This window comes from Pseudomonas sp. URIL14HWK12:I6, from assembly GCF_000514195.1.
GTDB lineage: Bacteria > Pseudomonadota > Gammaproteobacteria > Pseudomonadales > Pseudomonadaceae > Aquipseudomonas > Aquipseudomonas putida_A.
The window spans coordinates 149,927-173,480 of the sequence record NZ_AZVL01000009.1 but is presented as its reverse complement, the minus strand read 5'-3'; the positions used below and the strand labels follow the sequence as shown (position 1 = coordinate 173,480).

The window sequence follows — 23,554 nt, the reverse complement described above, 5'->3', positions numbered from 1 at the left end:
AGGGGCCGAATCAGGCACCACAAATCCCTTCTCATCGAAACCATCGATGCGCCTCAACTCATCAGGAGTTTCCATGACCACACAAATCCCTGAACCGGATCTGAACTACCTGCAAAAAGTCCTGCTGGAAATGCTCGCCATTCCCAGCCCTACCGGGTTCACCGACACCATCGTGCGCTACGTCGCCGAGCGTCTGGAAGAACTTGGCATCCCGTTCGAAATGACCCGTCGCGGCACCATTCGCGCCACCCTCAAGGGCAAGAAAAACAGCCCTGACCGCGCTGTCTCCGCGCACCTCGACACCATCGGCGCCGCCGTGCGTGCGGTGAAAGACAATGGCCGTCTGACCCTGGCCCCGGTCGGTTGCTGGTCGAGCCGGTTTGCCGAGGGCAGCAGGGTCAGCCTGTTCACCGATAATGGCGTGATACGCGGCAGCGTGTTGCCGCTGATGGCCTCCGGGCACGCGTTTAACACTGCCGTAGACGAGATGCCGATCAGCTGGGATCACGTCGAGCTGCGTCTGGATGCCTACTGCGCGACCAAGGCCGATTGCGACTCGCTGGGCATCAGCGTCGGCGACGTGGTGGCGTTCGACCCGCTGCCGGAGTTCACCGACAGCGGTCACATCAGTGCCCGACACCTCGACGACAAGGCCGGGGTTGCGGCGTTGCTCGCTGCGCTCAAAGCCATCGTCGAGAGCGGTCAGGAATTGATGATCGACTGTCACCCGCTGTTCACCATCACCGAGGAAACCGGCAGCGGTGCGGCGGCAGCCTTGCCGTGGGATGTCAGCGAGTTCGTCGGCATCGACATCGCGCCGGTCGCGCCGGGCCAGCACTCCAGCGAACACGCGGTGAGCGTGGCAATGCAAGATTCCGGCGGGCCTTACGACTATCACCTGTCGCGGCATTTGTTGCGCCTGGCCGGGGAAAACGAACTGCCGGTACGGCGCGACCTGTTCCGCTATTACTTCAGCGACGCGCATTCGGCGGTGACTGCCGGGCACGATATCCGCACCGCCCTGCTGGCCTTCGGCTGTGATGCGACCCATGGTTATGAACGTACGCACATCGACAGTCTGGCGGCGCTCAGTCGTTTGCTCGGGGCGTACATTCTGAGTCCGCCGGTATTTGCCAGCGATGCGGCGCCGGCCAATGCTTCGCTGGATCGCTTCAGTCACCAGATCGAACATGAGACACAGATGGAGAGCGATACGCGAGTGCCGTCGGTGGACAGTCTGGTGGGGCAGCGTTCCGACAGTTGATCCGGGATTCTGTGGTGGCTGGACTGACCCCATCGCTGGCAAGCCAGCTCCCACAGTTTTCGAGGTGGATCACCTGTTTGTGTACATCAACAAACTCTGTGGGAGCTGGCTTGCCAGCGATGGGGCCAGACCCGCCCACACAAAACTGGCAGCCAGCCACCAATCGCCGTAGCATCCCGCCATTGATTTAGCCGAGGTGCCCATGCTGATTCCCTACGACGCTCTTGAAGTCGACACCCTCACCCGCCTGATCGAGGACTTCGTCACCCGCGACGGCACCGACAACGGTGATGACACACCGCTGGAAACCCGCGTGCTGCGCGTGCGCCAGGCGCTGACCAAAGGCCAGGCGCTGATCGTCTTCGACCCGGAAAGCGAACAATGCCAGTTGATGCTCAAACACGATGTGCCCAAGCATCTGTTCGACTAGCGGACCTTTTCGGTGACCTGTTTGCGCTGGATCCGCTGATAGACTTCAGAACGGTGCACATTGACCTTCTGCGGCGCCTCGACACCAAAGCGCACGCTGGAGCCGTTGACTGACAACACGCGCACGGAAATGTCGTCACCGATGGAAATCAACTCGCCCACTACACGGCTGAGTACAAGCATGGAATTTATCCTTCAGGGTTAGCCAGCCCTGAAGATGCGCGGTGGGCGCCCGCTCGACAATGCACGCAGAGCAATTCAGTCTTGCCCTACACCCACAAGCGCCGCGCCCGTCAGACGTTTCCTGCAAATCGCTAAACAGTCTCGCCTCAAGCCGCGGAAAATCGCGGCCCGAACAGAATCACGCTCGCGCCGATCACGCACAGCGCCACGCCGATCCAGTCCGAACCCAAAGGGCGAACGCGCTCGACCACCGCCAGCCAGCCGATCGACGCGACGATGTAGATCCCGCCATAGGCGGCATAGGCGCGCCCGGCATAAGCCGCTTCGACGCGGGTCAACAACAGCGCGAACAGGGTCAGGCTGAGCAGCGCCGGGATCACCCACAAGGCACTTTTGCCCTGACGCAGCCACATGAAAAAGGCGAAACAACCGGCGATTTCAAACAGCGCCGCGAGGAAGAACCACAGGTAATTGAGCATTGATGCGTCTCGACAGGGTGACCATTGCGGCCACCCTAACGACGCAACATCCTCGGGGCAAGTTCAGCCGTTGGTTTGTCTGGCCTTGGCGCGCATTTTATCGGCCATGGTGGTCATTTCGTTGTAGATCAGTTGCGGGTTCTTCTGTTTGATCGCCCAGGCCATGCGCCCCTGCTCGTGCGGCAGGATCATGAATTCGCCGGCGGCCACTTGCTGGTAGATATAGTCTGCAATGTCGGCAGCCGTGATCGGCGAACTTTCCAGCAACTTGCCGACCTGGGCTTTCATGGCCGGGGTCGGACCACGGAACGAGTCGAGCAAGTTGGTCTGGAAGAACGACGGGCAGACCACATGCACGCTGACTTCCTGCTGCGCCAGTTCGATCAGCAAACTTTCCGACAGCGCCACTACACCGGCTTTGGCCACGTTGTAGTTGCTCATCGCCGGGCCCTGCATCAGTGCAGCCATCGAAGCGATGTTGATGATCTTGCCTCTGCTCTGCTCCAGCAGCGGCAGGAACGCCTTGCAGCCCTTGACCACCCCCATCAGGTTGATCGCGATCTGCCAGTCCCAATCCTCCAGCGACAGCTCGCTGAAGAACCCGCCGGACGCCACACCGGCGTTGTTGACGATGACATCGATACCGCCGAGCTTCACTTCGCAAGCCTGGGCAAACGCGGTGAGCTGGCTGTAGTCACGCACATCGCAACGTTGGGTGAAACCGTCACCACCGGCCTCGCGCACCCGCTTCAGGGTTTCCTGCAGGCCAGGTTCGCTGACGTCGGACAAGGCCAGCTGCCAGCCTTCACGCGCCCAGCGCAGCGCGATTTCGCGACCCAAACCTGAGCCCGCACCCGTGATCATCATGCGATTTTGCATAGCAGACAGCCTTGTTGTTCCGTAGGAGATGCACGGAGTGTAGCGAAGGAACACTGGCCACCCACGCTCCATCAGATTGCTGAATACAGGATCAAAAGATCGCAGCCTTCGGCAGCGCCTACATGGATTCGGGCAAGAGTTGGCAAGTGAAACGAGGCGGCGATTTTTTTGCTGCAAAGGAAATAAGCGAGTAATCCAAATACATTAAAAAAACATTGAATTTTCTTTCATCCGCACCGGTCGGAATTTGTAAGCCGTCTGGAATTAGTTAGCCTCCAGTCGCCCTTGAACACCAAGTCTTCTCGAACGCTATAAACAAGGAAATCGACATGGGCACAATTCTTATCATTATCCTGATCCTGTTGCTGATCGGTGGTCTGCCGGTCTTCCCGCACTCCAGAAGTTGGGGTTATGGTCCTTCGGGCATTATCGGCGTGGTGTTGGTGGTGCTGTTGGTCTTGCTGTTACTTGGCAGGATATAAAACCCCAAGACAAAAAAAAGAGGCCCTCAGGGGCCTCTTTTTTATGCAGCGGTTTTATCAGTCCGGCTTGCCGTTGATCACACCGGCAGTGTTGTCCATCAGACTCTTGGTCGCCGTTTGCAGGAACGCTTCCAGCTTGAGCTTCAGTTCGGCGGTACGCGGTGCGTCCGGAATGATCTCGGCAGAAGGGTTCGCGCCCAGTTGGTACTGGTAGATCTTCGGCGCCATTTCCTTCTCTTTCGGCAGCACCAGGATCTGGTCGGCAGTGACGATGGCGGTGGTCTGCTCGCTGCCCGACGGCTTGATCACACCGAAACCGGTGTCGCCGGCCGGCAGGTTGAGCAGGTCACGCCCCCAGCACTGATGACGCACTTCGCCACCCAGACGACCCATGATGGTCGGCACGATGTCGATCTGCGTACCCACGGTGTGGTCACGGGTGCCGAATTTTTCCTGAATGCCCGGGGCGATCATCAGCATCGGCACGTTGAAGCGGCCCAGGTCCATTTCGGTGATCTGGCGTTCGTTGCCGAAACCGTGGTCGCCGACGATCACGAACAGGGTTTCCTTGAAGTACGGCTCTTTACGCGCCTTCTCGAAGAACTGACCCAGTGCCCAGTCGGCGTAACGCATGGCAGTCAGGTGTTCGTTGAGGCTGCCACGATCGGTCACGCGCTCGACCGGCAATGGCGTCGGCAAGGCGTACGGCGTGTGGTTGGACAGGGTTTGCAGCAGCGCGTAGAACGGCTTGCCGTTTTCCCGTGCCTTCAGCTCCTGCAGACCACGGTCGAACATGTCCTGGTCGGACACGCCCCAGGTCGGATCGGAGAACACCGGATTGACGAAGTCGTTACGGCCAACGAAGTTGGTCATGCCCTGGTTACTGAAGAAGCCCGACTGGTTGTCCCAGGCGAAGTCGCCGTTGTAGACATACACGTCGTCATACTTGCGCGCGCTGAGCAGCTGCGGCAGACCGGACAGCTTGTGGCTGCCTTCCGGGGTCTGCATCAGGTATTCGAAACCCGGCAGGTTCGGGAAGCACGCCATGGTCGCAAACATGCCCTGGTGGGTATGGGTGCCGTTGGAGAAGAAGCGGTCGAACAGCAGGCCTTCCTTCGACAGTTTGTCGAGGTAAGGTGTGATGTTGCCCGGTGCGCCCAGGGCGCCGACCGAGTGACCAGCCATGCTTTCCATCAGGATCACGACTACGTTCTTGATCGGCAGGGTCTTGTCGGCCGGCGGCGTGTAGTCACGACGCACGGCAGCGATGTCGGCATCGACCAGTTTGTCGTCCGGCATCACCAGCATCTCGCGCACCACTTTCTGCGCCTGTTCCTGCGGCAGGGTGGCTTTCCAGATGTTATCGCGGTCCTCGCCCATGCGGTCCTTGGCGGCGGCGATCAGCGACAGCGTGCCGTTGAGGCCGAGCTGGTTGGCGAAGTTCGATTCGGTGGTGTACACGTCACCCCAACGCAGCGGCGGGCCCTGACGCAGGGTGCCACGGGCCGCCACGACGCAGATCAGCAGGCAGACCACGAACACCGCCAGGCGGGTGTACCACGGCGCCACCTGACGGGTGCCGACGTTGCCGCCGCTGAACGGGCCGCGTGGACGGGTCGCACGGTCGGCGCCCTTGAAGGCCAGGGTCAGGATCACGGTGCCGATGACCCACGCCAGCAGGTAACGCACTACCGGGAAACCGTACCAGAGCATGCTCATCACGGTTTTCGGGTCTTCTTTCACGTACTGGAACACCAGGCCATTGAGGCGCTGGTGGAACTCGCGGTAGAAGTCCATTTCCATCAGGCCGAGGAACAGCGCGATGCTGGACGCCACGGTCAGCCACAGGCGGAAGAAGCCACGCGCAGCCATCGCCCGGGCACTGAACAGCGCCAGCACCAGCGGAACGCAGACGTAGACCACCAGGCGCAGGTCGAAACGCAGGCCGTTGGCGAAGGCTTCGAGGAAGGTCGAAGCCGGGGTATCGAGGATCATCTCGCGGTTGTAGACCAGCAGCGCGAGGCGCAGCACGGAAAACATCACCATCATGACCAGGGCACACAGCAGCGTGTAGGCCAGATGCGATTTGACGGTCGGTTGCAGCAGGCGAGTGGAAGATCGCTGCTGATTCAGGGCGTCCGGGTTTGCCATGTCGTTTTAGGACCCATTGGAAGTTGAAGTTGCAAAATACAGCGGCGCCATGCCCTCTTTTGGCCATTCCAGGCCCCGGGGCGTGCGCGGTGCGCAAATGTTGCACGATCAACGGCAGCATTGCCATTGATTACTGCCCTACTGCCCGACTCTTTCATATAAGCATTCGGGCGGGGACAAGCTGAATTGCGCGGGCGAATTGTCTGGAACACTTTGTGAAAATTTCGTCCAACGCATATCTGGAAACACAATATAACGACAAAATAAAACGCCCCGATTCGGTCGGGGCGTTTTGCTGTCAGCGCGAAAAATTACTTCTCGGCGCGTTCTTTCAGGGCTTTCAGCGTATTGAACGGCGCATCGACCACGAACTTGTTGGCAATCATGCTTGGCACGCTGCCACCGGGTTCGGTGTGCACCTGATAGGTCACTTCGACTTGATCACCTTTGGGTACGAACTTCCAGAACCCTTTGACCTGAGCGACACGGACAAAGCCTTTCTCTTCGGGAAGGTACTTCGGCACGCCTTCGAGGTTGCGGGTCAGGCTGCCATCGGCGCCCTCAACGGTGGTGATGTGCAACACCGAATCACGTGGGGTCACTGGCCACGGCGTATTGAACTGGGTGTAGGTCCAGCTCTGATCGCCCTCGTGCTTGAGCAGTTTCTGGGTTTTGCATTCGTGAATCCAGGCGCAGGCTCCGGCCACGTCTTCCTGCAAGGCACGCAGTTTGGCAACGGTGGTCTTCATCAGGGCAACACCCTGATAGGACTTGTAATCGGAACCCGGCACTTCGGCCAGCGAGACCTTGATCCCGTCCTGTTCCTTGGCGACCTTCCAGTCTTCGGCCTGAGCCATCGAAGTAGCCAGCACAGCGGTCAAACCACACAACACAGCGATACGATGCAGCGAACCCATAGTCTTATTCCTTATTGTTGAAGTTCCGTTCGTTTGACACATCACGCCGCCGTCATCTGCTCCCACCAGCCGATCAACCTGATCGCTTCTTCCGAGCTGCTGCCGCAGACTTCGACATCGGCGGCGAATCCTGAACAGACCGCCGGACGCTCCGGCTGGCCGAAAATGCTGCACAGGTTTTCGACCGAGAGTTGCACGCAACGTTCGCCGGCAGGTTTGCCGTTGGGCATGCCCGGAATGGCAGAGCTGATGGACGGGGCAATGCAGCAAGCGCCACAGCCTTCACGGCATTTCATGACGAGCAAGTCCTCGCGACGGGCAATGTGTTAAAGAGACACGAACAGAGTAACCGCTAAAACGGTTGTTTCAAATTCCCTGCACCGGGGTTTTTACCGATAACTGAATGTGACCGACCAGTCTCCGACAAAGCGTCTGGTCTGCGGGTCACGGGTCGATTGAATTTATTGCTTGAACTCGAAATCCAGCGCTGCGCCTTCGACTTCGCGGCGCTCTTCGTTGCGCAGCTGCAACTGCATTTCATTGCTGAGCAGGCGGCCATTGAGCTGGAAGCCGCTGTTCTTCTCGCCAAACATCTGCGGCAGGATCGCGTCGTGTTTGGGCATCGGCACGGTACCGGCAGGTTTGAGCTGCTGGACCATGTCTTTGGGCAGGCTCAGGTCCAGCTTGGCCGGCGGCAGTCTGGTTTTAGCCACTTCACTGGCCGGTTTTGACTTGGAGGCAATCGGGGGACGCTTCTTCACCGGGGCCGCTTTCTTCTGCGGGGCTTTCTTCGTCTGAGCTTTCTTGTCCGCAACGGCTTTGTTGCTGGCCGTTTTACTCGCCGGAGCTGACGCCGCAGGCTTTTCCTGAACGGCGGCTGCCATGACACCGGGCGCATGGCCCATCGTCAACACACCAAGCAAAATCCAGGCAGCAGGCAAAATCGCTTTCATGAGCCCCACAACACTAACGGCAGAGGGCCATATGCTCGCCTGTTGAGCGTCACAAGACAAGCGCGGTGCGCCACTCGTTCAGAAACCGCCTGCGGTTTCCTGACACAGTTGAGTCGCCAGCAAACCGAGGGTCATCAGCGCCCTTTCCGCCTCGCGATTCCACGGCGTGCCGCAGTTCAGGCGGATGCAGTGGTTGAACTGCTCGGTATTACTGAAGATCAGCCCCGGCGCAATACTGATGCCCTGCTGCAAGGCGCGGACATGCAATTCCTGGGTATTGACCCTGCCCGGCAGACTCACCCAGAGGATGAAACCGCCCGTGGGCCGGGTCATTTGCGTGCCTTCGGGGAAGTACTGCTGCACCGCCAGCTGAAATGCGCTGAGGTTTTTTCGGTATTCCTGGCGGATGTACCGTAAATGCCGGTCATAACCGCCATTTTCCAGATAAGCGGCAATCGCCATTTGCGTGACGCTGCACGCCGAATGCGTGGTGAAGGTCTGCAGACGCTGAATTTCCTGCTGATACTTGCCGGCGATCATCCAGCCGACGCGCACACCCGGCGACAACGTCTTGGAAAAGCTCGAGCAGTAGATCACCCGATCCAGTCGATCGTAGGCCTTGAGGGCTTTGGTGCGGCCCTGTTCGAACATCAACTCGCCATAGATGTCGTCTTCGACGATCTGGATATCGAAGTCCGAAGCCAGGCGCAGCAGTTGTTTCTGCCGCTCTTCCGGCATGGTGCCGCCCAAGGGATTGCTCAGGCGAGTGGTCAGAACCAAGGCTTTGATCGACCATTGGTTCGCCGCCAGTTGCAAGGCTTCGAGGCTCATGCCGGTGGCCGGATCGCTGGGGATCTCGATCACTTTCAGGCCCAGCAGGTCGGCCAGTTGCAGTAGACCGTAATAGGTTGGCGATTCGGCGGCGATCAGGTCGCCCGGACGGGTCAGCACCCGCAGCGACATCTGCAGCGCATCGACACACCCGTGGGTGATCACCACTTCTGAAGGATCGACGACGACCCCGGCATCGCGCATGCGGATCGCCACTTGCCGACGCAGCGGTTCGAAACCCGGGCTGAACATGTAACTGAACGCGCGCGGACTATGGAATCGGGTGACCTTGGCCAGTTGTTGATGCAGCGCGCGCACCGGGAGGTAATCGACACTCGGCACCGCAGCGCCCAACGGGAACACCCCTTCGCGCCGCGATTCGACCAACACTTGCTGAATGATGCTGGCGCGGGTGACCAGTCCTGGCCGCTCGACCCGGGCGATGTCCGGGGTCGGCGCTGTCAGTGCCGGGGTCTGGTGCACGTAGTAACCGGACTGCGGCCGTGCACGGATCAGGCCCTGATCTTCGAGGTTGGCGTAAGCCTGCAACACCGTTGCATGGCTGACATTGAGCTGCGAACTCATCTTGCGCACCGACGGCACGCGTTCTCCGGGCTGATAGACACCGCGCCGGATGTCTTCCGCCAGCTGTTGAGCAATACGTTGGTAGAGCAAGAGGTTGGTCATGACGCAGCACTCGATTTCACGGGCATTTTATTCTTGTGTGAAACAATACCGGAACAGTTTAGAAGTGTACTGGGACAGTTGCCACCATAGTCGACCGTACAGTGCAGTGTCAGCTACAACTGTACGGATTTGCGCGCTATTCGACAGACGTAAAAAAGCCCGGCGCTGCATGACAGGCCGGGCTTTCCAGAGACGCAGCCCTCAGCGGGCGGCGCCGAGCTGGCCTTTTTCGTCGGAGAACACAATTTCCACCCGACGGTTCTGTGCCCGCCCGCGCTCGGAAGCGTTGACGTCCACCGGGTATTCGTCGCCGTAACCTTCGACCTGAATCCGCTTGTCCTCGATACCCAGGTCCATCAGCACATCGGCCACCGCCTGCGCACGATCACGCGACAGCTTGAGGTTTTCCTGCTTGCCGCCGGTGCTGTCGGTGTAGCCCTCGATGCGCACCACGCGTTTCGGGTTGAGCTGCAGAAACTGCACGATCTTCAGCACTACACGGTTGGCCGAGTTCTTCAGCTCCGCTTCGCCGGTGTCGAACAGCACGTCGCCCAAGGTCATGACCAGGCCGCGATCGGTTTGCGTGGTGGCCAGCGCGACGATCTGCTCCTCGAGCCACTTGCCCTGCTGCTGCACGCTCAGCAGTTTGGACTCGCGCAGGGCCAGTTGCAGGCGCTGGCGTTCCAGCTCGAGCTTCGCCGCGCGCTCTTCGTTGAGCACCAGATTGGTGTGTTCGCGGGCGATTTCGCTATAGCGCTGACTCAGGTAGGCGTAATGCACCACGTCCGAGCCACTGCCCCAATAGGTCGACAGGCGATCGGCACGGGCCAGCGACTCACCGGCGCGGATCACATCCTTGGGCGCGATACGCAGCACGTTGGAATCTTCCTTGACCTTCTGGAAATCACTGCCGGCCTGTTGCAATGCGGCCTCACCGTGTTGACCGGCGCAACCATAGAGGCTCGCGCAACCGGCCAGAAGCAAACCGCCGAGGGCTTTGGACTTGAGGCTCATTGGGCATCTCCCAGTTGCTTGCGCAGACGGATGATGCGGGTGTTGAGCACGTTCAGTTGCTCTTCGCTCTTTTGCGTCAGCACCTTGGCTTCGGCCAGACGTGCATCCAGCTCGGCCTGTTCGGCGCGCATGCGGGCGTTCTTGAAGGACTCGTCGGTCATGTTGCCCTTGGCCCGGTTGAACTTGTCTTCGGCCAGTTTCATTTCCGGCATTTCATCGGCGGTCGCACCGACAGCCTTGGCCTGGGTGATGGCCTGCTCGGTCAGGCGCATTTGCTCATTGGGTGCCGGATCGTTGGCGCAGCCGGCCAGGGCCAGAACGGCCATGGCCGCGAAAAGAGGTCGAATACTCACTAAGAATCCCTACTGTTTTGGGGCACTGACAGGTGGCTGCGGCTGTTGCTGCTGAGCCTTCCAGCGCTCGATGTTGCGTTGCAGCGCGGCTTCGGTCAGTCCGGACGCGGGCAATTCTGTCATCTTTTTAGCGAGCTGTCCGCGCAACCACGGATCGTTGCAGGCCGAGTTGTGCGAAACCGCGAGGAACAGTCCCGGTCGGTCGATCGGTTGCTCGAACGCCAGCAGATCATTGGCCATGCCCAATGCCTGCGCGGCGGCCATGCCCGAGTAGCGACCGGCGAGTACGTATTCCACTTCACCCAGCAGAAGTTTCTGAAAGGCCTGAGTGAGGTTTGTCGTCCGCGTCAGGGTCAGATTCTGCTCGGCGAAAGTGCCGAATGCCTGGGTCATTCGAGACTTTTCCGACAACCCGCCAGTGTGCCCGTGCAAATCCCTGGCTTCGCTGTAGACCAGCGTCGAGCCTTTGCGCGTCCACACCAGATAGTCGTTTTCCAGCAACGGTGGATAGATGTAATCGAGGTTTTCCAGTTCGTTGAACATCAGCGGCGTGTCGGCCAGCATGTCCATGCGTCCGCTGCGCACTTCATCAAGCGCCTGCGCGCGTTTGCCGGCGTAGAGCAGCTCGACCTTGATCCCCAGATCCTTGGCCACTTGCTGCAACAGGTCGGCACTGGCGCCGATCAAGTGCTTGGGATTCTGTGGATCCTGCCACAGGTACGGCGGCGCATCCGGGCTGCCGGTGACGACAAGGCGCTCGCATTTGCCGGCGGCCGCAGCCATCCCCGGTAACAGGATCAATCCCAATAACAACCCGCGGCGCAGATCCATGGCAAAACACTCCCACGCAAATTCGAGACAAAAAAAGCCCGACCATAAGGCCGGGCTCTTTATAAGTGAAGCTGCCGGATTAGACCAGCTTCTCCAGCTCAGGTACCGCTTCGAACAGATCCGCCACCAGACCGTAATCGGCCACCTGGAAGATTGGCGCTTCTTCATCCTTGTTGATCGCGACGATCACTTTGGAGTCTTTCATGCCGGCCAAATGCTGGATCGCGCCGGAGATACCGACCGCGATATACAGCTGTGGCGCAACGATCTTGCCGGTCTGACCGACCTGCATGTCGTTCGGTACGAAACCTGCGTCGACCGCGGCGCGCGAAGCACCCACGGCAGCCCCCAGCTTGTCGGCCAGAGCGTACAGGTGTTTGAAGTTGTCACCGTTCTGCATGCCGCGGCCGCCGGAAACGACGATCTTGGCAGCGGTCAGCTCAGGACGATCGGACTTGGCCAGTTCTTCGCTGACGAAGCTGGAAGTGCCGGCGTCGTGCGCAGCAGCAACCGCTTCAACAGCCGCCGAACCACCTTCAGCGGCAACCGGGTCGAAACCGGTGGCACGCACGGTGATCACTTTGATCGCAGCGGTCGATTGCACGGTAGCGATAGCGTTACCGGCGTAGATCGGACGCTTGAAGGTGTCGGCGCTTTCTACCGAGATGATCTCGGAGATCTGGTCAACGTCCAGCGCAGCGGCAACGCGCGGCAGGATGTTTTTGCCGTTGGACGTGGCGGCAGCCAGGATGTGGCTGTAGCCCTTGCCCAGCTCTGCAACCAGCGGCGCAACGTTTTCCGGCAGCTGATGCGCGTAAGCGGCATTGTCAGCGTTCAGGACTTTGCTTACGCCAGCGATTTTCGCAGCGGCTTCAGCCACGGCGCCAGCGCCCTGACCTGCAACCAGCACGTGAATGTCGCCACCGATTTTGGCAGCAGCAGCCACGGTGTTCAGTGTGGCCGGGGCCAGCACCTTGTTGTCGTGTTCGGCGATTACCAAGATAGTCATGATTAGATTACCTTCGCTTCGTTTTTCAGTTTCTCGACCAGTTCAGCCACCGACTTGACCTTGATGCCTGCGCTGCGTGCAGCCGGCGCTTCGACTTTCAGGGTCTTGTTGGTGGAGGCGGTGGAAACGCCCAAAGCGTCCGGAGTCAGCACTTCGAGAGGCTTCTTCTTGGCTTTCATGATGTTTGGCAGAGACGCGTAGCGCGGCTCGTTCAAACGCAGGTCGGTGGTGACGATCGCTGGCAGTTTCAGGGAAACGGTCTGCGCGCCGCCGTCGATTTCGCGGGTCACGGCAACGCTGTCGCCGGAGACTTCGACTTTCGAGGCGAAAGTGCCCTGACCGTAGCCGCTCAGTGCAGCGAGCATCTGGCCGGTCTGGTTGTTGTCGCTGTCGATCGCCTGTTTGCCCAGGATCACCAGTTGAGGCTGTTCCTTGTCGACCACAGCCTTGAGCAGCTTGGCCACGGCCAGCGAAGTCAGGTCTTCAGCGGATTCGACGAGGATGGCGCGGTCGGCACCCAGAGCCAGTGCGGTACGCAGCTGTTCCTGAGCGGTGGACGGGCCGATGGAGACGACGACGATTTCAGTCGCAACACCTTTCTCTTTCAGGCGTACGGCTTCTTCCACTGCGATTTCGCAGAACGGGTTCATCGACATCTTGACGTTGGCGAGGTCTACGCCGGAATTGTCCGCCTTGACGCGGACCTTGACGTTGTAATCCACAACGCGTTTGACAGCTACAAGAACCTTCATGGATTCCTCGTTACTCTCCGGTGAAAAGAAAGTCGCCTAGGCGAACCTGGCGGTTGATGCTCATCGGGCACAAGGGCACCTCTAAAAACGCCGGCTGGTGGCGATGACCGTTCGTCAGTGGTGACCAACAAGTCATTGAATCGCACGGTGTGTAAACTGCGCGCCGGACTGCGCTGCGCATCACCTTGAACTGCCTGTGCCCTGTCTTTAGAGGTGCTCTTGAAACCGCCAGTCTGCCTACGGCGAGCGCAAAACCGCCCGTATCTTGACCGGAACGCCTATTCCGGTCAATACGGCAAAATGGCCGTTCATAAGCCGCGCTTCTTTGATTTCTCTGGGCTGGAGCCGATTCAAACAAACGTTTGTATTGGACGCTCGGAGTGGTGTAGATATAATGCGCCGCCTAGAGAGAAAGGTGGTTTACCCATTATTACCCTTGACGTTAACGTAAAGGCAATAACGGATGCGACACCGAACCTCCAAATTAGAAAAAAAACTGTTGAGCCTTGAGTAGGAGATAGCCTGTGGAACGCGAATACATGGAATTCGACGTGGTCATCGTCGGTGCCGGCCCCGCTGGCCTGTCCGCCGCCTGCCGTCTGAAGCAGAAGGCCGCCGAAGCCGGTAAGGAAATCAGCGTCTGCGTGGTCGAAAAAGGCTCCGAAGTCGGCGCACACATCCTTTCCGGTGCCGTGTTCGAACCACGTGCTCTGAACGAACTGTTCCCGGACTGGAAAGAACTCGGCGCCCCGCTGAACACTCCGGTCACCCGCGATGACATTTTCGTGCTGAAAAACGCCGACAGTGCGCAGAAAATTCCTGACTTCTTTGTGCCCAAGACCATGCACAACGAAGGCAACTATATTATTTCCCTCGGCAACCTGTGCCGCTGGCTGGCCCAGCAGGCCGAGAACCTCGGCGTGGAAATCTACCCGGGCTTCGCCGCTCAGGAAGCGCTGATCGACGAAAACGGCATCGTGCGCGGGATCATCACCGGTGATCTGGGCGTCGACCGCGAAGGCAACCCGAAAGAAGGCCTGTACACCCCGGGCATGGAACTGCGTGGCAAGTACACGCTGTTCGCCGAGGGCTGCCGTGGTCACATCGGCAAGCAGCTGATCAAGCGCTACAACCTCGACAGCGATGCCGACGCCCAGCACTACGGCATCGGCCTGAAGGAAATCTGGGAAATCGACCCGGCCAAACACCAGCCAGGTCTGGTGGTGCACACCGCCGGTTGGCCGCTGGACATCATGGGCACCGAAAATACCGGTGGCTCGTTCCTCTATCACCTGGAAAACAACCAGGTAGTGGTCGGTCTGATCGTTGACCTGTCCTACAGCAACACTTACCTGTCGCCGTTCGACGAGTTCCAGCGCCTCAAGCATCACCCGGTGCTGGCTCAGTACCTGGAAGGCGGCAAGCGCGTCAGCTACGGCGCCCGTGCGATCTGCAAAGGTGGCCTGAACTCGCTGCCGAAAATGGTCTTCAAGGGCGGCGCGCTGATCGGTTGCGACCTCGGCACCCTGAACTTCGCCAAGATCAAAGGCAGCCACACTGCGATGAAGTCCGGCATGCTCGCCGCTGAATCGGTGGCCGACGCGCTGTTCGCCGAAAAGGATGGCACCGAAGAGCTGACCACTTACGTCGACGCTTTCAAGAAGAGCTGGCTCTACGACGAACTGTTCGCCAGCCGTAACTTCGGCCCGGCGATCCACAAGTTCGGCGCGATCGTCGGCGGTGGTTTCAACTGGCTGGACCAGAACATCTTCGGCGGCAAACTGCCGTTCACCCTGCACGACACCAAGCCGGACTACGCTTGCCTGAAACTGGCGGCCGACTGCAAGAAGATCGACTATCCGAAGCCGGACGGCAAACTCAGCTTCGACAAACTGAGCTCGGTGTTCATCTCCGGTACCAACCACGAAGAAGAACAACCGTGCCACCTGAAGCTGACCGACCCGAGCATCCCGATCAGCAAGAACCTGCCGCTGTACGACGAACCGGCGCAGCGCTACTGCCCGGCCGGCGTCTACGAAGTGATCACCAAGGAAGACGGCGAAAAACGCTTCCAGATCAACGCCCAGAACTGCGTGCACTGCAAGACCTGTGACATCAAGGACCCTTCGCAGAACATCACCTGGGTCACGCCGGAAGGCGCTGGCGGCCCGACTTACCCGAACATGTAAGGCGTATCGCTGAACAACGAGGCTCCCGAAACGGGGGCCTTTTTGTTGCCCAAAATTCCTCTGACACCACAAAACAACTGTGGGAGCGGGCTTGCTCGCGAATGCGGTGTGTCATTCAGCCCATTCATTGACTGATACACCGCATTCGCGAGCAAGCCCGCTCCCACAAGGGATCTTAATCGACTCAGGCAACGCGTTCGTCGCCAGGGCTACGCTCGAAGTAGCGCTTGTACTCGCGACTGAACTGCGACGTACTCTGATACCCCACCCGATGCGCCACCTGCGCCACGCCCAGCCCTTCGGCGACCAGCAAGGTCTGCGCCTTGAGCAGGCGTAAACGCTTCAGATACTGCACCGGTGACAACAGCGTGCTGCGCTTGAAGTGCTCGTGAAAGGACGACACGCTCATGTTGGCGCACCCGGCCAATGTCTCGACATTCAGCGGCTCGGTGTAATGCGCATGCAGGTGACTGATCGACGCCGCCACCCGGGCGAACTGCCCCTGCTGTTCCACCAGCGCGCGCAACACATCGGCCTGTGGCCCGCGCAGCGCGGTGAACAGCAATTCACGCACCCGCGCCGGCCCGAGAATCTGCCGCTCCAGCGGATCGTGCAGACAGCGCAGCAAGCGTTCGACGCAGCCACGCATGTCATCGTCAAGCACCACCGAGGTCATCGACTCCGGCGTTTGCGCCGGAATATGCCGCCCCGGCGCCAGCCCCATGGCCAGCACCAGCTCGCCGAGCAGCACCCGGTCGATGGCCACCGACACCCCCAGCAACGGCGCATCCGGCAAGGCAAAGGTTTCGCACTCGAACGGCACCGGCAGCGCCTGAATCAGGTAATGCCCGGCGCCATATTCCATGGTGCGCGGGCCGAGGAACGCCAGTTTGCTGCCCTGGGCGATGATCATCAGGCTCGGCTCATAAATGTGCGGGCCACGCGCCACGTCGCAACTGGCGCGCAACACCTGCACGCCGGGCAGCCCGGTCTGGCTGTAACCATCGCAAAGCGCCAGCGGCTCGATCAGCGAAACCAGCGTGGCATTGGCATCAAGGTGACGGGTCAACTGCATCGGAGGGGTCTTCAAAAAAGTCACGGAAAAAGGCATGCAAGCATCATCGCAGATCCTTTTGCCAATGCGCTTACCCAGACCTGCATGCCGGAGGATTAGGCATGAGACCCGGAGGAATCGTCATGGCCGCAGCGGCAGACGGCGCCCAAAATGCGCCACCTCACCTGTCACTGCTTCTGCGAGGTTTCTTATGTACACCGCTATCGGTTATGCCGCTCAATCGGCCACCACTCCCCTCGCCCCGATGAAATTCGAACGCCGCAGCCCACGCGCTGACGACGTGGCGATCGAGATCCTGTACTGCGGCGTTTGCCACTCCGACATCCACCAGGCGCGCAACGAATGGGGCATCGCGGTTTATCCGTTGATGCCCGGCCATGAGATCGTCGGCAAAGTCACCGCCGTTGGTGCGAACGTCACTCAACATAAAGTCGGCGATCTGGTCGGTGTCGGTTGCATGGTCGACTCCTGCCGCACCTGCGCCGCCTGCCAGCAGAACCTCGAGCAATACTGCCTCGAAGGCCCGACCATGACCTACGCCACCCCGGACCGGGTCGATGGCAGCAACACCATGGGCGGCTATTCGGACAGCATCGTGGTCAGCGAGCACTTCGTCGTGCGCATCCCGGAGAAACTCGACCTGGCCAGCGCCGCGCCGATCCTCTGCGCCGGCATCACCACCTATTCGCCGCTCAAGCACTACGGGGTCAAGGCCGGCGACAAGGTCGGAATTCTTGGCATGGGCGGCCTCGGCCACATGGGCATCAAGTTCGCCAAGGCGATGGGCGCGGAAGTCACGCTGTTCACCCGTTCGGCGAGCAAGGCCGAGGAAGGTCGTCGGCAGGGCGCCGATCACGTGATCGTCTCCACCGATGCCGAGCAGATGGCCGCCGCTGCAGGCCGGTTCGACTTCCTGCTGGACACCATTCCGGTGCAGCATGATCTCAACCCGTACCTGCAAACCCTGCGCTTTGATGGCGTGCATATCCTGGTCGGCCTGATCGAACCGATCGACCCGCCGGTGCATGCTGCCAACCTGGTGCTGGGCCGCCGCGTGCTGGCCGGTTCGCTGATCGGCGGCATCGCTGAAACCCAGGAAGTGCTGGATTTCTGCGCCGAGCACAACATCACCTGCGACATCGAAATGCTCGACATCCGCCAGATCAACGAGGCTTACGCGCGGATGATCGCCGGTGATGTGAAGTACCGCTTCGTGATCGACATGGCGACGTTGAAGCTTTAAACCTTCAGACCGAGTTCTGCCGACAGCCGGGCTGTGACCCCTTTGATCAGGGGGATCAGCTCGGCCATTTTTTCCAGCGGCATGTACGGCACGGTGCTGGCGATACTGATCGCCGCCACAATGCGCTTGCTCGCATCACGAATCGGCGCCGCCACACAGCGGATCGACGGCTCGTTGTCTTCCAGATCGAAGGCGTAGCCGCCGGCTACGTACTCGGCCATGCGCTGCTCAAGCTGTTCCCACGACTGCTGCGGATGCTGCGGCCAGAACTGACTCTTCCCACCCGCCGGCAGGCTGATGTCGTACAGGCGCTGCCAATCCTGTGGCGCATCATCGAGCATCAACGCCTTGCCGATCCCGGTGCGCGCCAATGGCATCCGGTGGCCGACCCGCGAGCGCATTTCCGGGCCGTTACGCCCCGGATTCTTCAGCAGGTACAACACCTCGTCGCCTTCACGAATGCCCAGGTGCACGGTGTCGCCGGTCAGCGCCGACAACTCGTCCAGATACGGCCCGGCCAGACTCACCAGCGGCAACTCTTCGCGCGCCTGAAACCCCAGCTCGATCAGCTTCGGCCCCAGCAGATAGCCGATTTGTGGCACCACGCGCAGATAGCGCTCGTCGACCAGGCAACTGGCCAGACGATGGGTGGTGCTGCGCGTGGTGCCGATCAGCCGGGCGATCTCTTTCAGATCGCGGGCGCCACTGGCCACCGCCTGCACCACACCCAGGCCGCGAAGCAGCGTCTGGGTGCCGGTGGGTGCGGCGTCCTTGGTTTTTTCCGGGGCGTCTTCCTGCATATCCAGCCTTTACCGTTGAGCGAGGGAACGGGCGGCATTATGGTCGCCCGACGCTGACCACTACAACTCGATACGTTCGACCTTGCCCACCAGCAGCACGTAGGACAATGCACCGATCAGCGCCAGCACCGCGATGTAGGTGATCGCCGGGGCGAACGAATCACCGCTGGCGAGGAAACCGATGACAATCGGCGTGGCAATCGCCGACAGGTTGCCGATGAAGTTGAACACCCCGCCGGTCAGCCCCAGCAACCGCGCCGGAGCGAGGGTCGAGACCAGCGACCAGGTGATCGAGGCCAGACCGTTGCCGAAAAAGGCCAACGCCAGGAAGGCGATCACCAGCGGCGTCGATTCAACGAAATTGGCGCCGATGATCGAGGTGGAAATCAGCAGCCCGCCAATGATCGGTAGCTTGCGCGCAAAACCCACGCTGCAGCCACGGCGGATCAACAGGTCGGAAAAGAATCCCGAGCACAGCACGCCGACAAAGGCCGCGAGAAACGGCAGCGATGCCAACAGGCCGGACTTGATGAAGTCCATGCCGCGATATTTCACCAGGTAGGTCGGGAACCACGTCAGGAAGAACCACAGCGTCGAGTTCAGACAGAACTGGCCGAGGTAGATGCCCCACAACTTGCGTTTGCTCAGGACGATGCCGAGATCGGTCCAACTGAACGAGGCCTTGGATGCTTGCGCCTGAATGTCTACCAGTCCGCCACCCTCGCGGATCAGGTCGATCTCCGCGTTGTTGGCGCCCTTGAAATCCCGCGGTTCGCGGTACACCGCGTACCAGATCGCCGCCCAGATAATGCCCGCCGCACCGGTCGCGACGAACACCATGTGCCAGCCGAACTCATGTTGCAGCCAGGCCAGCACCGGCGTCAGAAACGCCAGGCCGACAAACTGCCCGGAGGTGTAGAAACCAATCGCCGTGGCCCGCTCGCGCTCGGGAAACCAGGTGGTCACCACGCGGCTGTTGATCGGATAGGCCGGTGCTTCCAGCGCGCCGACCGCCATGCGCAGCACAAACAGCGCAATGAAACTCGCAGCGAAACCGAGCAGCACCGTGGCCAGCGACCACAGCAGCAGCGCGACACCGTAGAGGATGCGCGGCGGCACCCGATCCACCAGCCAGCCGCCGGGAATCTGCATCGCGGCGTAGGTCCAGCCGAATGCGGAGAAAATCAGCCCGACGTGAACCGGGTCGATGCCCAGTTCACTGGTCAGCGCGGGCGCGGCAATCGACAGGTTGCTGCGGTCGAGGTAGTTGATGACCACGGTGATGAACAGCAACACCATGATGAAAAACCGCTTGCGGCTAGGCGTGACTAAAGACGCCTGCCCGGTGAGGGTTTGCGTTGGCATGGGGGGTGCCTCTTCTTATGATTATTTGAGGTCATTGACGCAAATCTCCCATCCATGGAGATCAATTGTGGGAGGGGGCTTGCTCCCGAATGCGGAGTGTCAGTCGACATCTCTTTAGCTGACATGCCGCATTCGGGAGCAAGCCCCCTCCCACAAGGATTTGTGGTGGGTCAGAAGGGACTCACCACTCGGCAAAACTGCCATCGGCATGGCGCCAGATCGGGTTGCGCCAGCGGTGGCCGACCGCCGCGCGTTCGATCACGTATTCCTCGTTGATCTCGATGCCCAGCCCTGGCCCGTTCGGAATCTTCACGAAGCCCTGGTCGTAGTCGAACACTCGCGGATCCTTCACATAGTCGAGCAGATCGTTGCTCTCGTTGTAATGGATACCCAGACTCTGCTCCTGAATGAACGCGTTGTAGCAAGCCGCGTCGAGTTGCAGGCACGCCGCCAGCGCAATCGGCCCCAGCGGGCAATGCAGCGCCAGCGCCACGTCGTAGGCTTCAGCCATGTTGGCGATCTTTCGGGTCTCGGTGATACCGCCGGCATGCGAGGCATCCGGCTGGATGATGTCGACGTAGCCTTCGCTCAGCACCCGCTTAAAATCCCAGCGCGAGAACAGCCGCTCGCCAAGGGCGATCGGCGTGCTGGTCAACGGTGCCAGCTCTTTCAGCGCTTCGTAGTTTTCGCTGAGCACCGGCTCTTCGATGAACATCAGTTTGTACGGGTCGAGTTCCTTCATCAGCACCTTGGCCATGGGTTTGTGCACCCGGCCATGGAAGTCGACGCCGATACCGACGTTCGGCCCGACGGCATCGCGCACAGCGGCGACGTTGGCCAGGGCCAGATCGACTTTCTCGAAGGAGTCGAGGAACTGCAGCTCTTCAGTGCCATTCATTTTCACCGCAGTAAAACCCCGGCTCACCGCCTCTTTCGCGGCGCGTGCGGTGTCGGCCGGACGATCGCCACCGATCCACGAATACACACGAATCTTGTCGCGCACCTGACCGCCGAGCAGATCGCTGACCGACACGCCGAGGGCCTTGCCCTTGATGTCCCACAGCGCCTGATCGATGCCGGCCAGCGCACTCATGTGGATCGCGCCGCCGCGGTAGAAGCCACCGCGGTACAACACAGTCCAGATGTCCTCGATGTTGCGTGGGTCTTTGCCGATCAGGTAGTCGGACAATTCCTCAACGGCAGCGGCGACAGTGTGGGCGCGGCCTTCGACCACAGGCTCGCCCCAACCGGTCACGCCCTCATCGGTTTCGACCTTGAGGAAGCACCAGCGCGGCGGGACGATGAAGGTGGTGAGTTTGGTGATTTTCATCTGTTTGTCTCTCTTGTTAGATGCAGCGCACGCAGCGCCGGATAAATCTCAGCGAAGGGCCTTCCAGGCAGCCACGTAGGCCTTGGCATTGGCCGCCACTTGCTCAACCGTCATGCCCGGTTTGAACAGGCCGGAACCGAGGCCGAAACCTTTCACACCAGCGTCGATGAACGCTTGAATGTTGTCCGGGGTGATCCCGCCGACCGGCGCCAGCACCGTCCCGGAAGGCAACACCGCGAGCCATGCCTTGACCACCGCCGGGCTCATATGCTCGGCCGGGAACAGCTTGAGAATGTCCGCGCCCTCCTCCAGCGCCGCGAACGCTTCGGTCGGCGTCGCTACTCCCGGCGACAGGTACAGCCCCGCCGCTTTCGCTGCGCGCAGCACCTTGGCGTCGCTGTGTGGCATCACGATCACCTGGCCGCCGGCCTCTTTCACCAACTCGACCTGCTCCGGGGTCAACACCGTGCCGGCACCGATCAGGCAATCGGCGGGCAAGGTCTGACGCAGGATGCGGATACTTTCGTACGGCGACGGTGAATTGAGCGGTACTTCGATGACGCGAAATCCGGCGGCATACAGGACTTCTCCGACAGCAGCGGCTTCCTGCGGATGCAGGCCACGCAGGATTGCGATCAGACCGTTTTGTGCCAATGCTTGCTTGAGCATGTCAGGCCTCCAGTCAGGGTTAACGGGATAAAGAATCGAGCAGCCCGGCGGCCAGCGCCAGTTGCCACAGGCCACGCTCGGTGGCCTGCTCGGCCAGCGTGACGCGCGCGAAACCGCAGGCATCGAGGGCACGGCCGTAACGGGCGCAGAGTTGCGCGTTGCCGATGAGGATGATCGACGGCAGATGCGCACTATTGCGTCGGCGCCGCTGGACTGCGGCAAGCGCCACCAGTTCATGGCCAATCATCAGGCCAGAGAGGTAATCCGCTTGCGCCGTCGGCGTCAGTTCGCCGGTCAGGCCCAGGGTGCGGGCACTGAATAATGTGGAGAGCACGCCCAGTTCGCCGTCCGCCGACAGCGCCACTTGCACGCCACGGTCGAACGCCAACCCGTCGAACGCCGCACCCTGTTGCTGGGTACGCCCGAGAATGCTGTGCTCACTGAGCACAGCGAACACTTCGCCGGTCATGAAGGTGTCGAAATGCGTGATGCGGCCCTCGACCACTTCGACCCACTTGGAATGGCTGCCCGGCAGACCGATCAACAGATCGCCGCCCGCCTCGGCCGACAGGTTCTGCAGCACGCCGAGGACCTGGGTTTCTTCGCCGCGCATCACATTCGGCAGACGCGAACGCTGGATCACCCCCGGCACGATATGTACCCGCGTGCCGCGCAGACTGACCAGTGTTTGTAAGGAATTTCCGAGATTGGCGACGTTCGCCGGCGTCTCGCAGTAGGCCGCTTCGCGCCAGCCCTGGGCGCTGCCGACCATGCCGCAGGCGATCACTGGCAGATCCGGCTGCGCATCGAGCCAGTCGCCGCACGCCTCTTCGAAGGCCAGTTCAAAACCGTCGGCGCATTCACCACCGTGGATGACTCGCGGCGTCTTCGGTAACTGCATGATCCCGGACGACAGCGCACGCTGCTCCAGCACCACCCCGCCCGCCGCGAGTTTGTAAGCACGTAATGAGGTCGTCCCCCAGTCGAGCGCGATCAATTGCGCCTGCATCGCTTCACCTGTTTTGTTTTTGGCAGTGAGTGCGACGGACTATAAACCTTGGCGCAGGAAAATCTCAATATATAAATATCATTCCCATATTATGGGATTTACAAGTGTAACAGCCGTTTCTTCGCCAAATCTCTAAAATGCCGATCCCATTCACGCGACGATCCCTCTCGACAGGTTCAAGGAAGAAAAAATGAAAACCGCTTTAAAGGCGTTATTGCTCTGCAGCGCACTCTGCTTCGCGGCGATTGCCAGCGCCTTGCCCGCTATCAAGGAGGGCGACATCTGGGCCTACAAAACCCGGCCGGGTGAAGAAGCCTCGACCTTGACCATCCTCAAAATCGAAAGCTATCCGCACTACGGCACCGTCGTGCATATCCGCGTTGATGGCATTCGGATGACCAATCCGGTCACCGGAGGCGAGTTCACCGCAATGCCCCACCTGCCTTTTCAAAGCGAGGCTTTGCAGCGCAGTCTGACTCACCGCGTGGGAGAAACGGCGCAGATTCCGGATTTCAGTGAGGGCTACACCTACTGGAAAGCGGCCTTCGATGAAGAGAAGGCCGGGGCTTTCAAGATTTCCGTGCGAAAGACACTTGATGGATTGCTCAGCGGTCATTGGGAATCCGCAGAGAAATGAGCATCAGAACAAGGCTTCCTGTG

At 60.3% G+C, this 23,554-nt stretch carries 25 protein-coding genes; 6 read left to right on the top strand and 19 right to left on the bottom strand.

What is annotated here, in order from left to right; all coding sequences use genetic code 11:
* Positions 1-73 precede the first annotated feature (73 nt).
* Positions 74-1,264 (top strand): osmoprotectant NAGGN system M42 family peptidase, encoded by a 1,191-nt coding sequence (locus H043_RS0114135; RefSeq protein WP_027612398.1) that lies wholly within the window; start codon positions 74-76, stop codon positions 1,262-1,264.
* Between the two features lie 202 nt (positions 1,265-1,466).
* The gene (locus tag H043_RS0114130) at positions 1,467-1,694 is read left to right on the top strand and encodes a YheU family protein (RefSeq protein ID WP_003192759.1); all 228 of its coding nucleotides are present in this window, start codon (positions 1,467-1,469) and stop codon (positions 1,692-1,694) included.
* Here H043_RS0114130 and csrA read toward each other — a convergent pair.
* The 3 genes from csrA to H043_RS0114115 form a co-directional block, all read right to left on the bottom strand.
* Positions 1,691-1,876 (bottom strand): carbon storage regulator CsrA, encoded by a 186-nt coding sequence (gene csrA / locus H043_RS0114125; protein ID WP_027612397.1) that lies wholly within the window; start codon positions 1,874-1,876, stop codon positions 1,691-1,693. The two genes, H043_RS0114130 and csrA, sit on opposite strands and share 4 nt — an antisense overlap.
* 146 nt (positions 1,877-2,022) lie before the next feature.
* Positions 2,023-2,355 (bottom strand): YnfA family protein, encoded by a 333-nt coding sequence (locus tag H043_RS0114120; RefSeq protein ID WP_003226957.1) that lies wholly within the window; start codon positions 2,353-2,355, stop codon positions 2,023-2,025.
* Between the two features lie 63 nt (positions 2,356-2,418).
* Positions 2,419-3,234, bottom strand: coding sequence for an SDR family oxidoreductase (locus tag H043_RS0114115; protein WP_027612396.1), 816 nt, complete (start codon positions 3,232-3,234; stop codon positions 2,419-2,421).
* 323 nt (positions 3,235-3,557) lie between these two features.
* Between H043_RS0114115 and H043_RS29790 the strand changes: the two genes are divergently transcribed.
* Entirely contained in the window at positions 3,558-3,716 is a 159-nt protein-coding gene (locus tag H043_RS29790; RefSeq protein ID WP_169432680.1) for a DUF3309 family protein, read from the top strand.
* 57 nt (positions 3,717-3,773) lie between these two features.
* On the opposite strand, the gene H043_RS0114105 is transcribed toward H043_RS29790, so the two are convergent.
* From H043_RS0114105 to H043_RS0114060, 10 genes are all read right to left on the bottom strand, one after another.
* On the bottom strand, positions 3,774-5,867 hold the full coding sequence (locus tag H043_RS0114105; protein WP_027612395.1) for an LTA synthase family protein: 2,094 nt from the start codon (positions 5,865-5,867) through the stop codon (positions 3,774-3,776).
* A 311-nt stretch (positions 5,868-6,178) separates the two neighbouring features.
* Complete coding sequence (locus H043_RS0114100; protein ID WP_027612394.1) at positions 6,179-6,784, bottom strand: START domain-containing protein; 606 nt, start codon at positions 6,782-6,784, stop codon at positions 6,179-6,181.
* 41 nt (positions 6,785-6,825) lie between these two features.
* Positions 6,826-7,080, bottom strand: a complete 255-nt coding sequence (locus H043_RS0114095) for a YkgJ family cysteine cluster protein (RefSeq protein WP_027612393.1) — start codon at positions 7,078-7,080, stop codon at positions 6,826-6,828.
* Positions 7,081-7,245: 165 nt separating this feature from the next.
* Positions 7,246-7,737 carry a hypothetical protein gene (locus tag H043_RS0114090; RefSeq protein WP_027612392.1) on the bottom strand — a complete coding sequence of 164 codons (492 nt, stop codon included), beginning with the start codon at positions 7,735-7,737 and terminating at the stop codon, positions 7,246-7,248.
* Between the two features lie 78 nt (positions 7,738-7,815).
* Positions 7,816-9,255 carry a PLP-dependent aminotransferase family protein gene (locus H043_RS0114085; RefSeq protein ID WP_003226969.1) on the bottom strand — a complete coding sequence of 480 codons (1,440 nt, stop codon included), beginning with the start codon at positions 9,253-9,255 and terminating at the stop codon, positions 7,816-7,818.
* A gap of 201 nt (positions 9,256-9,456) precedes the next feature.
* Entirely contained in the window at positions 9,457-10,269 is an 813-nt protein-coding gene (locus H043_RS0114080) for an OmpA family protein (protein WP_027612391.1), read from the bottom strand.
* The gene (locus H043_RS0114075; RefSeq protein WP_027612390.1) at positions 10,266-10,622 is read right to left on the bottom strand and encodes a DUF4398 domain-containing protein; all 357 of its coding nucleotides are present in this window, start codon (positions 10,620-10,622) and stop codon (positions 10,266-10,268) included. Before H043_RS0114075 ends, H043_RS0114080 begins: the two co-directional genes overlap by 4 nt.
* A gap of 9 nt (positions 10,623-10,631) precedes the next feature.
* On the bottom strand, positions 10,632-11,453 hold the full coding sequence (locus tag H043_RS0114070; RefSeq protein ID WP_027612389.1) for an ABC transporter substrate-binding protein: 822 nt from the start codon (positions 11,451-11,453) through the stop codon (positions 10,632-10,634).
* Positions 11,454-11,532: 79 nt separating this feature from the next.
* The gene (locus H043_RS0114065; protein WP_007961977.1) at positions 11,533-12,462 is read right to left on the bottom strand and encodes an electron transfer flavoprotein subunit alpha/FixB family protein; all 930 of its coding nucleotides are present in this window, start codon (positions 12,460-12,462) and stop codon (positions 11,533-11,535) included.
* A gap of 2 nt (positions 12,463-12,464) precedes the next feature.
* The gene (locus H043_RS0114060) at positions 12,465-13,214 is read right to left on the bottom strand and encodes an electron transfer flavoprotein subunit beta/FixA family protein (protein ID WP_003226982.1); all 750 of its coding nucleotides are present in this window, start codon (positions 13,212-13,214) and stop codon (positions 12,465-12,467) included.
* Between the two features lie 524 nt (positions 13,215-13,738).
* On the opposite strand from H043_RS0114060, the gene H043_RS0114055 reads away from it, so the two are divergent.
* The gene (locus H043_RS0114055) at positions 13,739-15,403 is read left to right on the top strand and encodes an electron transfer flavoprotein-ubiquinone oxidoreductase (protein ID WP_027612388.1); all 1,665 of its coding nucleotides are present in this window, start codon (positions 13,739-13,741) and stop codon (positions 15,401-15,403) included.
* A 184-nt stretch (positions 15,404-15,587) separates the two neighbouring features.
* Here the strand turns inward: H043_RS0114055 and H043_RS0114050 are convergent, their stop codons facing one another.
* Positions 15,588-16,478, bottom strand: coding sequence for an AraC family transcriptional regulator (locus H043_RS0114050; protein ID WP_027612387.1), 891 nt, complete (start codon positions 16,476-16,478; stop codon positions 15,588-15,590).
* Between the two features lie 190 nt (positions 16,479-16,668).
* On the opposite strand from H043_RS0114050, the gene H043_RS0114045 reads away from it, so the two are divergent.
* Entirely contained in the window at positions 16,669-17,721 is a 1,053-nt protein-coding gene (locus tag H043_RS0114045; protein WP_027612386.1) for an NAD(P)-dependent alcohol dehydrogenase, read from the top strand.
* On the opposite strand, the gene H043_RS0114040 is transcribed toward H043_RS0114045, so the two are convergent.
* The 5 genes from H043_RS0114040 to H043_RS0114020 all read right to left on the bottom strand — a co-directional run bounded on the left by H043_RS0114040 (position 17,718) and on the right by H043_RS0114020 (position 22,894).
* A complete protein-coding gene (locus tag H043_RS0114040; protein WP_027612385.1) occupies positions 17,718-18,521 on the bottom strand; it encodes an IclR family transcriptional regulator in 804 nt (267 codons plus the stop codon). The genes H043_RS0114045 and H043_RS0114040 overlap by 4 nt on opposite strands.
* A 60-nt stretch (positions 18,522-18,581) precedes the next feature.
* Positions 18,582-19,886, bottom strand: a complete 1,305-nt coding sequence (locus tag H043_RS0114035) for an MFS transporter (protein WP_027612384.1) — start codon at positions 19,884-19,886, stop codon at positions 18,582-18,584.
* Positions 19,887-20,067: 181 nt separating this feature from the next.
* Positions 20,068-21,216 carry a galactonate dehydratase gene (gene dgoD / locus H043_RS0114030; protein WP_007961968.1) on the bottom strand — a complete coding sequence of 383 codons (1,149 nt, stop codon included), beginning with the start codon at positions 21,214-21,216 and terminating at the stop codon, positions 20,068-20,070.
* A 48-nt stretch (positions 21,217-21,264) separates the two neighbouring features.
* On the bottom strand, positions 21,265-21,885 hold the full coding sequence (locus H043_RS0114025) for a 2-dehydro-3-deoxy-6-phosphogalactonate aldolase (protein ID WP_027612383.1): 621 nt from the start codon (positions 21,883-21,885) through the stop codon (positions 21,265-21,267).
* Positions 21,886-21,904: 19 nt separating this feature from the next.
* Positions 21,905-22,894 carry a 2-dehydro-3-deoxygalactonokinase gene (locus H043_RS0114020; RefSeq protein ID WP_027612382.1) on the bottom strand — a complete coding sequence of 330 codons (990 nt, stop codon included), beginning with the start codon at positions 22,892-22,894 and terminating at the stop codon, positions 21,905-21,907.
* Positions 22,895-23,084: 190 nt separating this feature from the next.
* Between H043_RS0114020 and H043_RS0114015 the strand changes: the two genes are divergently transcribed.
* Positions 23,085-23,531: a hypothetical protein gene (locus H043_RS0114015; protein ID WP_027612381.1), complete on the top strand. Its 447-nt coding sequence runs from the start codon at positions 23,085-23,087 to the stop codon at positions 23,529-23,531.
* Positions 23,532-23,554: the final 23 nt, after the last annotated feature.

Excerpts from the sequence above, each read along its gene's own strand:
- H043_RS0114135 (WP_027612398.1), top strand. The coding sequence starts at position 74 with ATGACCACACAAATCCCTGAACCGGATCTGAACTACCTGCAAAAAGTC.
- H043_RS0114130 (WP_003192759.1), top strand. The coding sequence starts at position 1,467 with ATGCTGATTCCCTACGACGCTCTTGAAGTCGACACCCTCACCCGCCTG.
- csrA (WP_027612397.1), bottom strand. The coding sequence starts at position 1,876 with ATGCTTGTACTCAGCCGTGTAGTGGGCGAGTTGATTTCCATCGGTGAC.
- H043_RS0114120 (WP_003226957.1), bottom strand. The coding sequence starts at position 2,355 with ATGCTCAATTACCTGTGGTTCTTCCTCGCGGCGCTGTTTGAAATCGCC.
- H043_RS0114115 (WP_027612396.1), bottom strand. The coding sequence starts at position 3,234 with ATGCAAAATCGCATGATGATCACGGGTGCGGGCTCAGGTTTGGGTCGC.
- H043_RS0114105 (WP_027612395.1), bottom strand. The coding sequence starts at position 5,867 with ATGGCAAACCCGGACGCCCTGAATCAGCAGCGATCTTCCACTCGCCTG.
- H043_RS0114100 (WP_027612394.1), bottom strand. The coding sequence starts at position 6,784 with ATGGGTTCGCTGCATCGTATCGCTGTGTTGTGTGGTTTGACCGCTGTG.
- H043_RS0114095 (WP_027612393.1), bottom strand. The coding sequence starts at position 7,080 with ATGAAATGCCGTGAAGGCTGTGGCGCTTGCTGCATTGCCCCGTCCATC.
- H043_RS0114090 (WP_027612392.1), bottom strand. The coding sequence starts at position 7,737 with ATGAAAGCGATTTTGCCTGCTGCCTGGATTTTGCTTGGTGTGTTGACG.
- H043_RS0114085 (WP_003226969.1), bottom strand. The coding sequence starts at position 9,255 with ATGACCAACCTCTTGCTCTACCAACGTATTGCTCAACAGCTGGCGGAA.
- H043_RS0114080 (WP_027612391.1), bottom strand. The coding sequence starts at position 10,269 with ATGAGCCTCAAGTCCAAAGCCCTCGGCGGTTTGCTTCTGGCCGGTTGC.
- H043_RS0114070 (WP_027612389.1), bottom strand. The coding sequence starts at position 11,453 with ATGGATCTGCGCCGCGGGTTGTTATTGGGATTGATCCTGTTACCGGGG.
- H043_RS0114065 (WP_007961977.1), bottom strand. The coding sequence starts at position 12,462 with ATGACTATCTTGGTAATCGCCGAACACGACAACAAGGTGCTGGCCCCG.
- H043_RS0114060 (WP_003226982.1), bottom strand. The coding sequence starts at position 13,214 with ATGAAGGTTCTTGTAGCTGTCAAACGCGTTGTGGATTACAACGTCAAG.
- H043_RS0114050 (WP_027612387.1), bottom strand. The coding sequence starts at position 16,478 with ATGCAGTTGACCCGTCACCTTGATGCCAATGCCACGCTGGTTTCGCTG.
- H043_RS0114045 (WP_027612386.1), top strand. The coding sequence starts at position 16,669 with ATGTACACCGCTATCGGTTATGCCGCTCAATCGGCCACCACTCCCCTC.
- H043_RS0114040 (WP_027612385.1), bottom strand. The coding sequence starts at position 18,521 with ATGCAGGAAGACGCCCCGGAAAAAACCAAGGACGCCGCACCCACCGGC.
- H043_RS0114035 (WP_027612384.1), bottom strand. The coding sequence starts at position 19,886 with ATGCCAACGCAAACCCTCACCGGGCAGGCGTCTTTAGTCACGCCTAGC.
- dgoD (WP_007961968.1), bottom strand. The coding sequence starts at position 21,216 with ATGAAAATCACCAAACTCACCACCTTCATCGTCCCGCCGCGCTGGTGC.
- H043_RS0114025 (WP_027612383.1), bottom strand. The coding sequence starts at position 21,885 with ATGCTCAAGCAAGCATTGGCACAAAACGGTCTGATCGCAATCCTGCGT.
- H043_RS0114020 (WP_027612382.1), bottom strand. The coding sequence starts at position 22,894 with ATGCAGGCGCAATTGATCGCGCTCGACTGGGGGACGACCTCATTACGT.
- H043_RS0114015 (WP_027612381.1), top strand. The coding sequence starts at position 23,085 with ATGAAAACCGCTTTAAAGGCGTTATTGCTCTGCAGCGCACTCTGCTTC.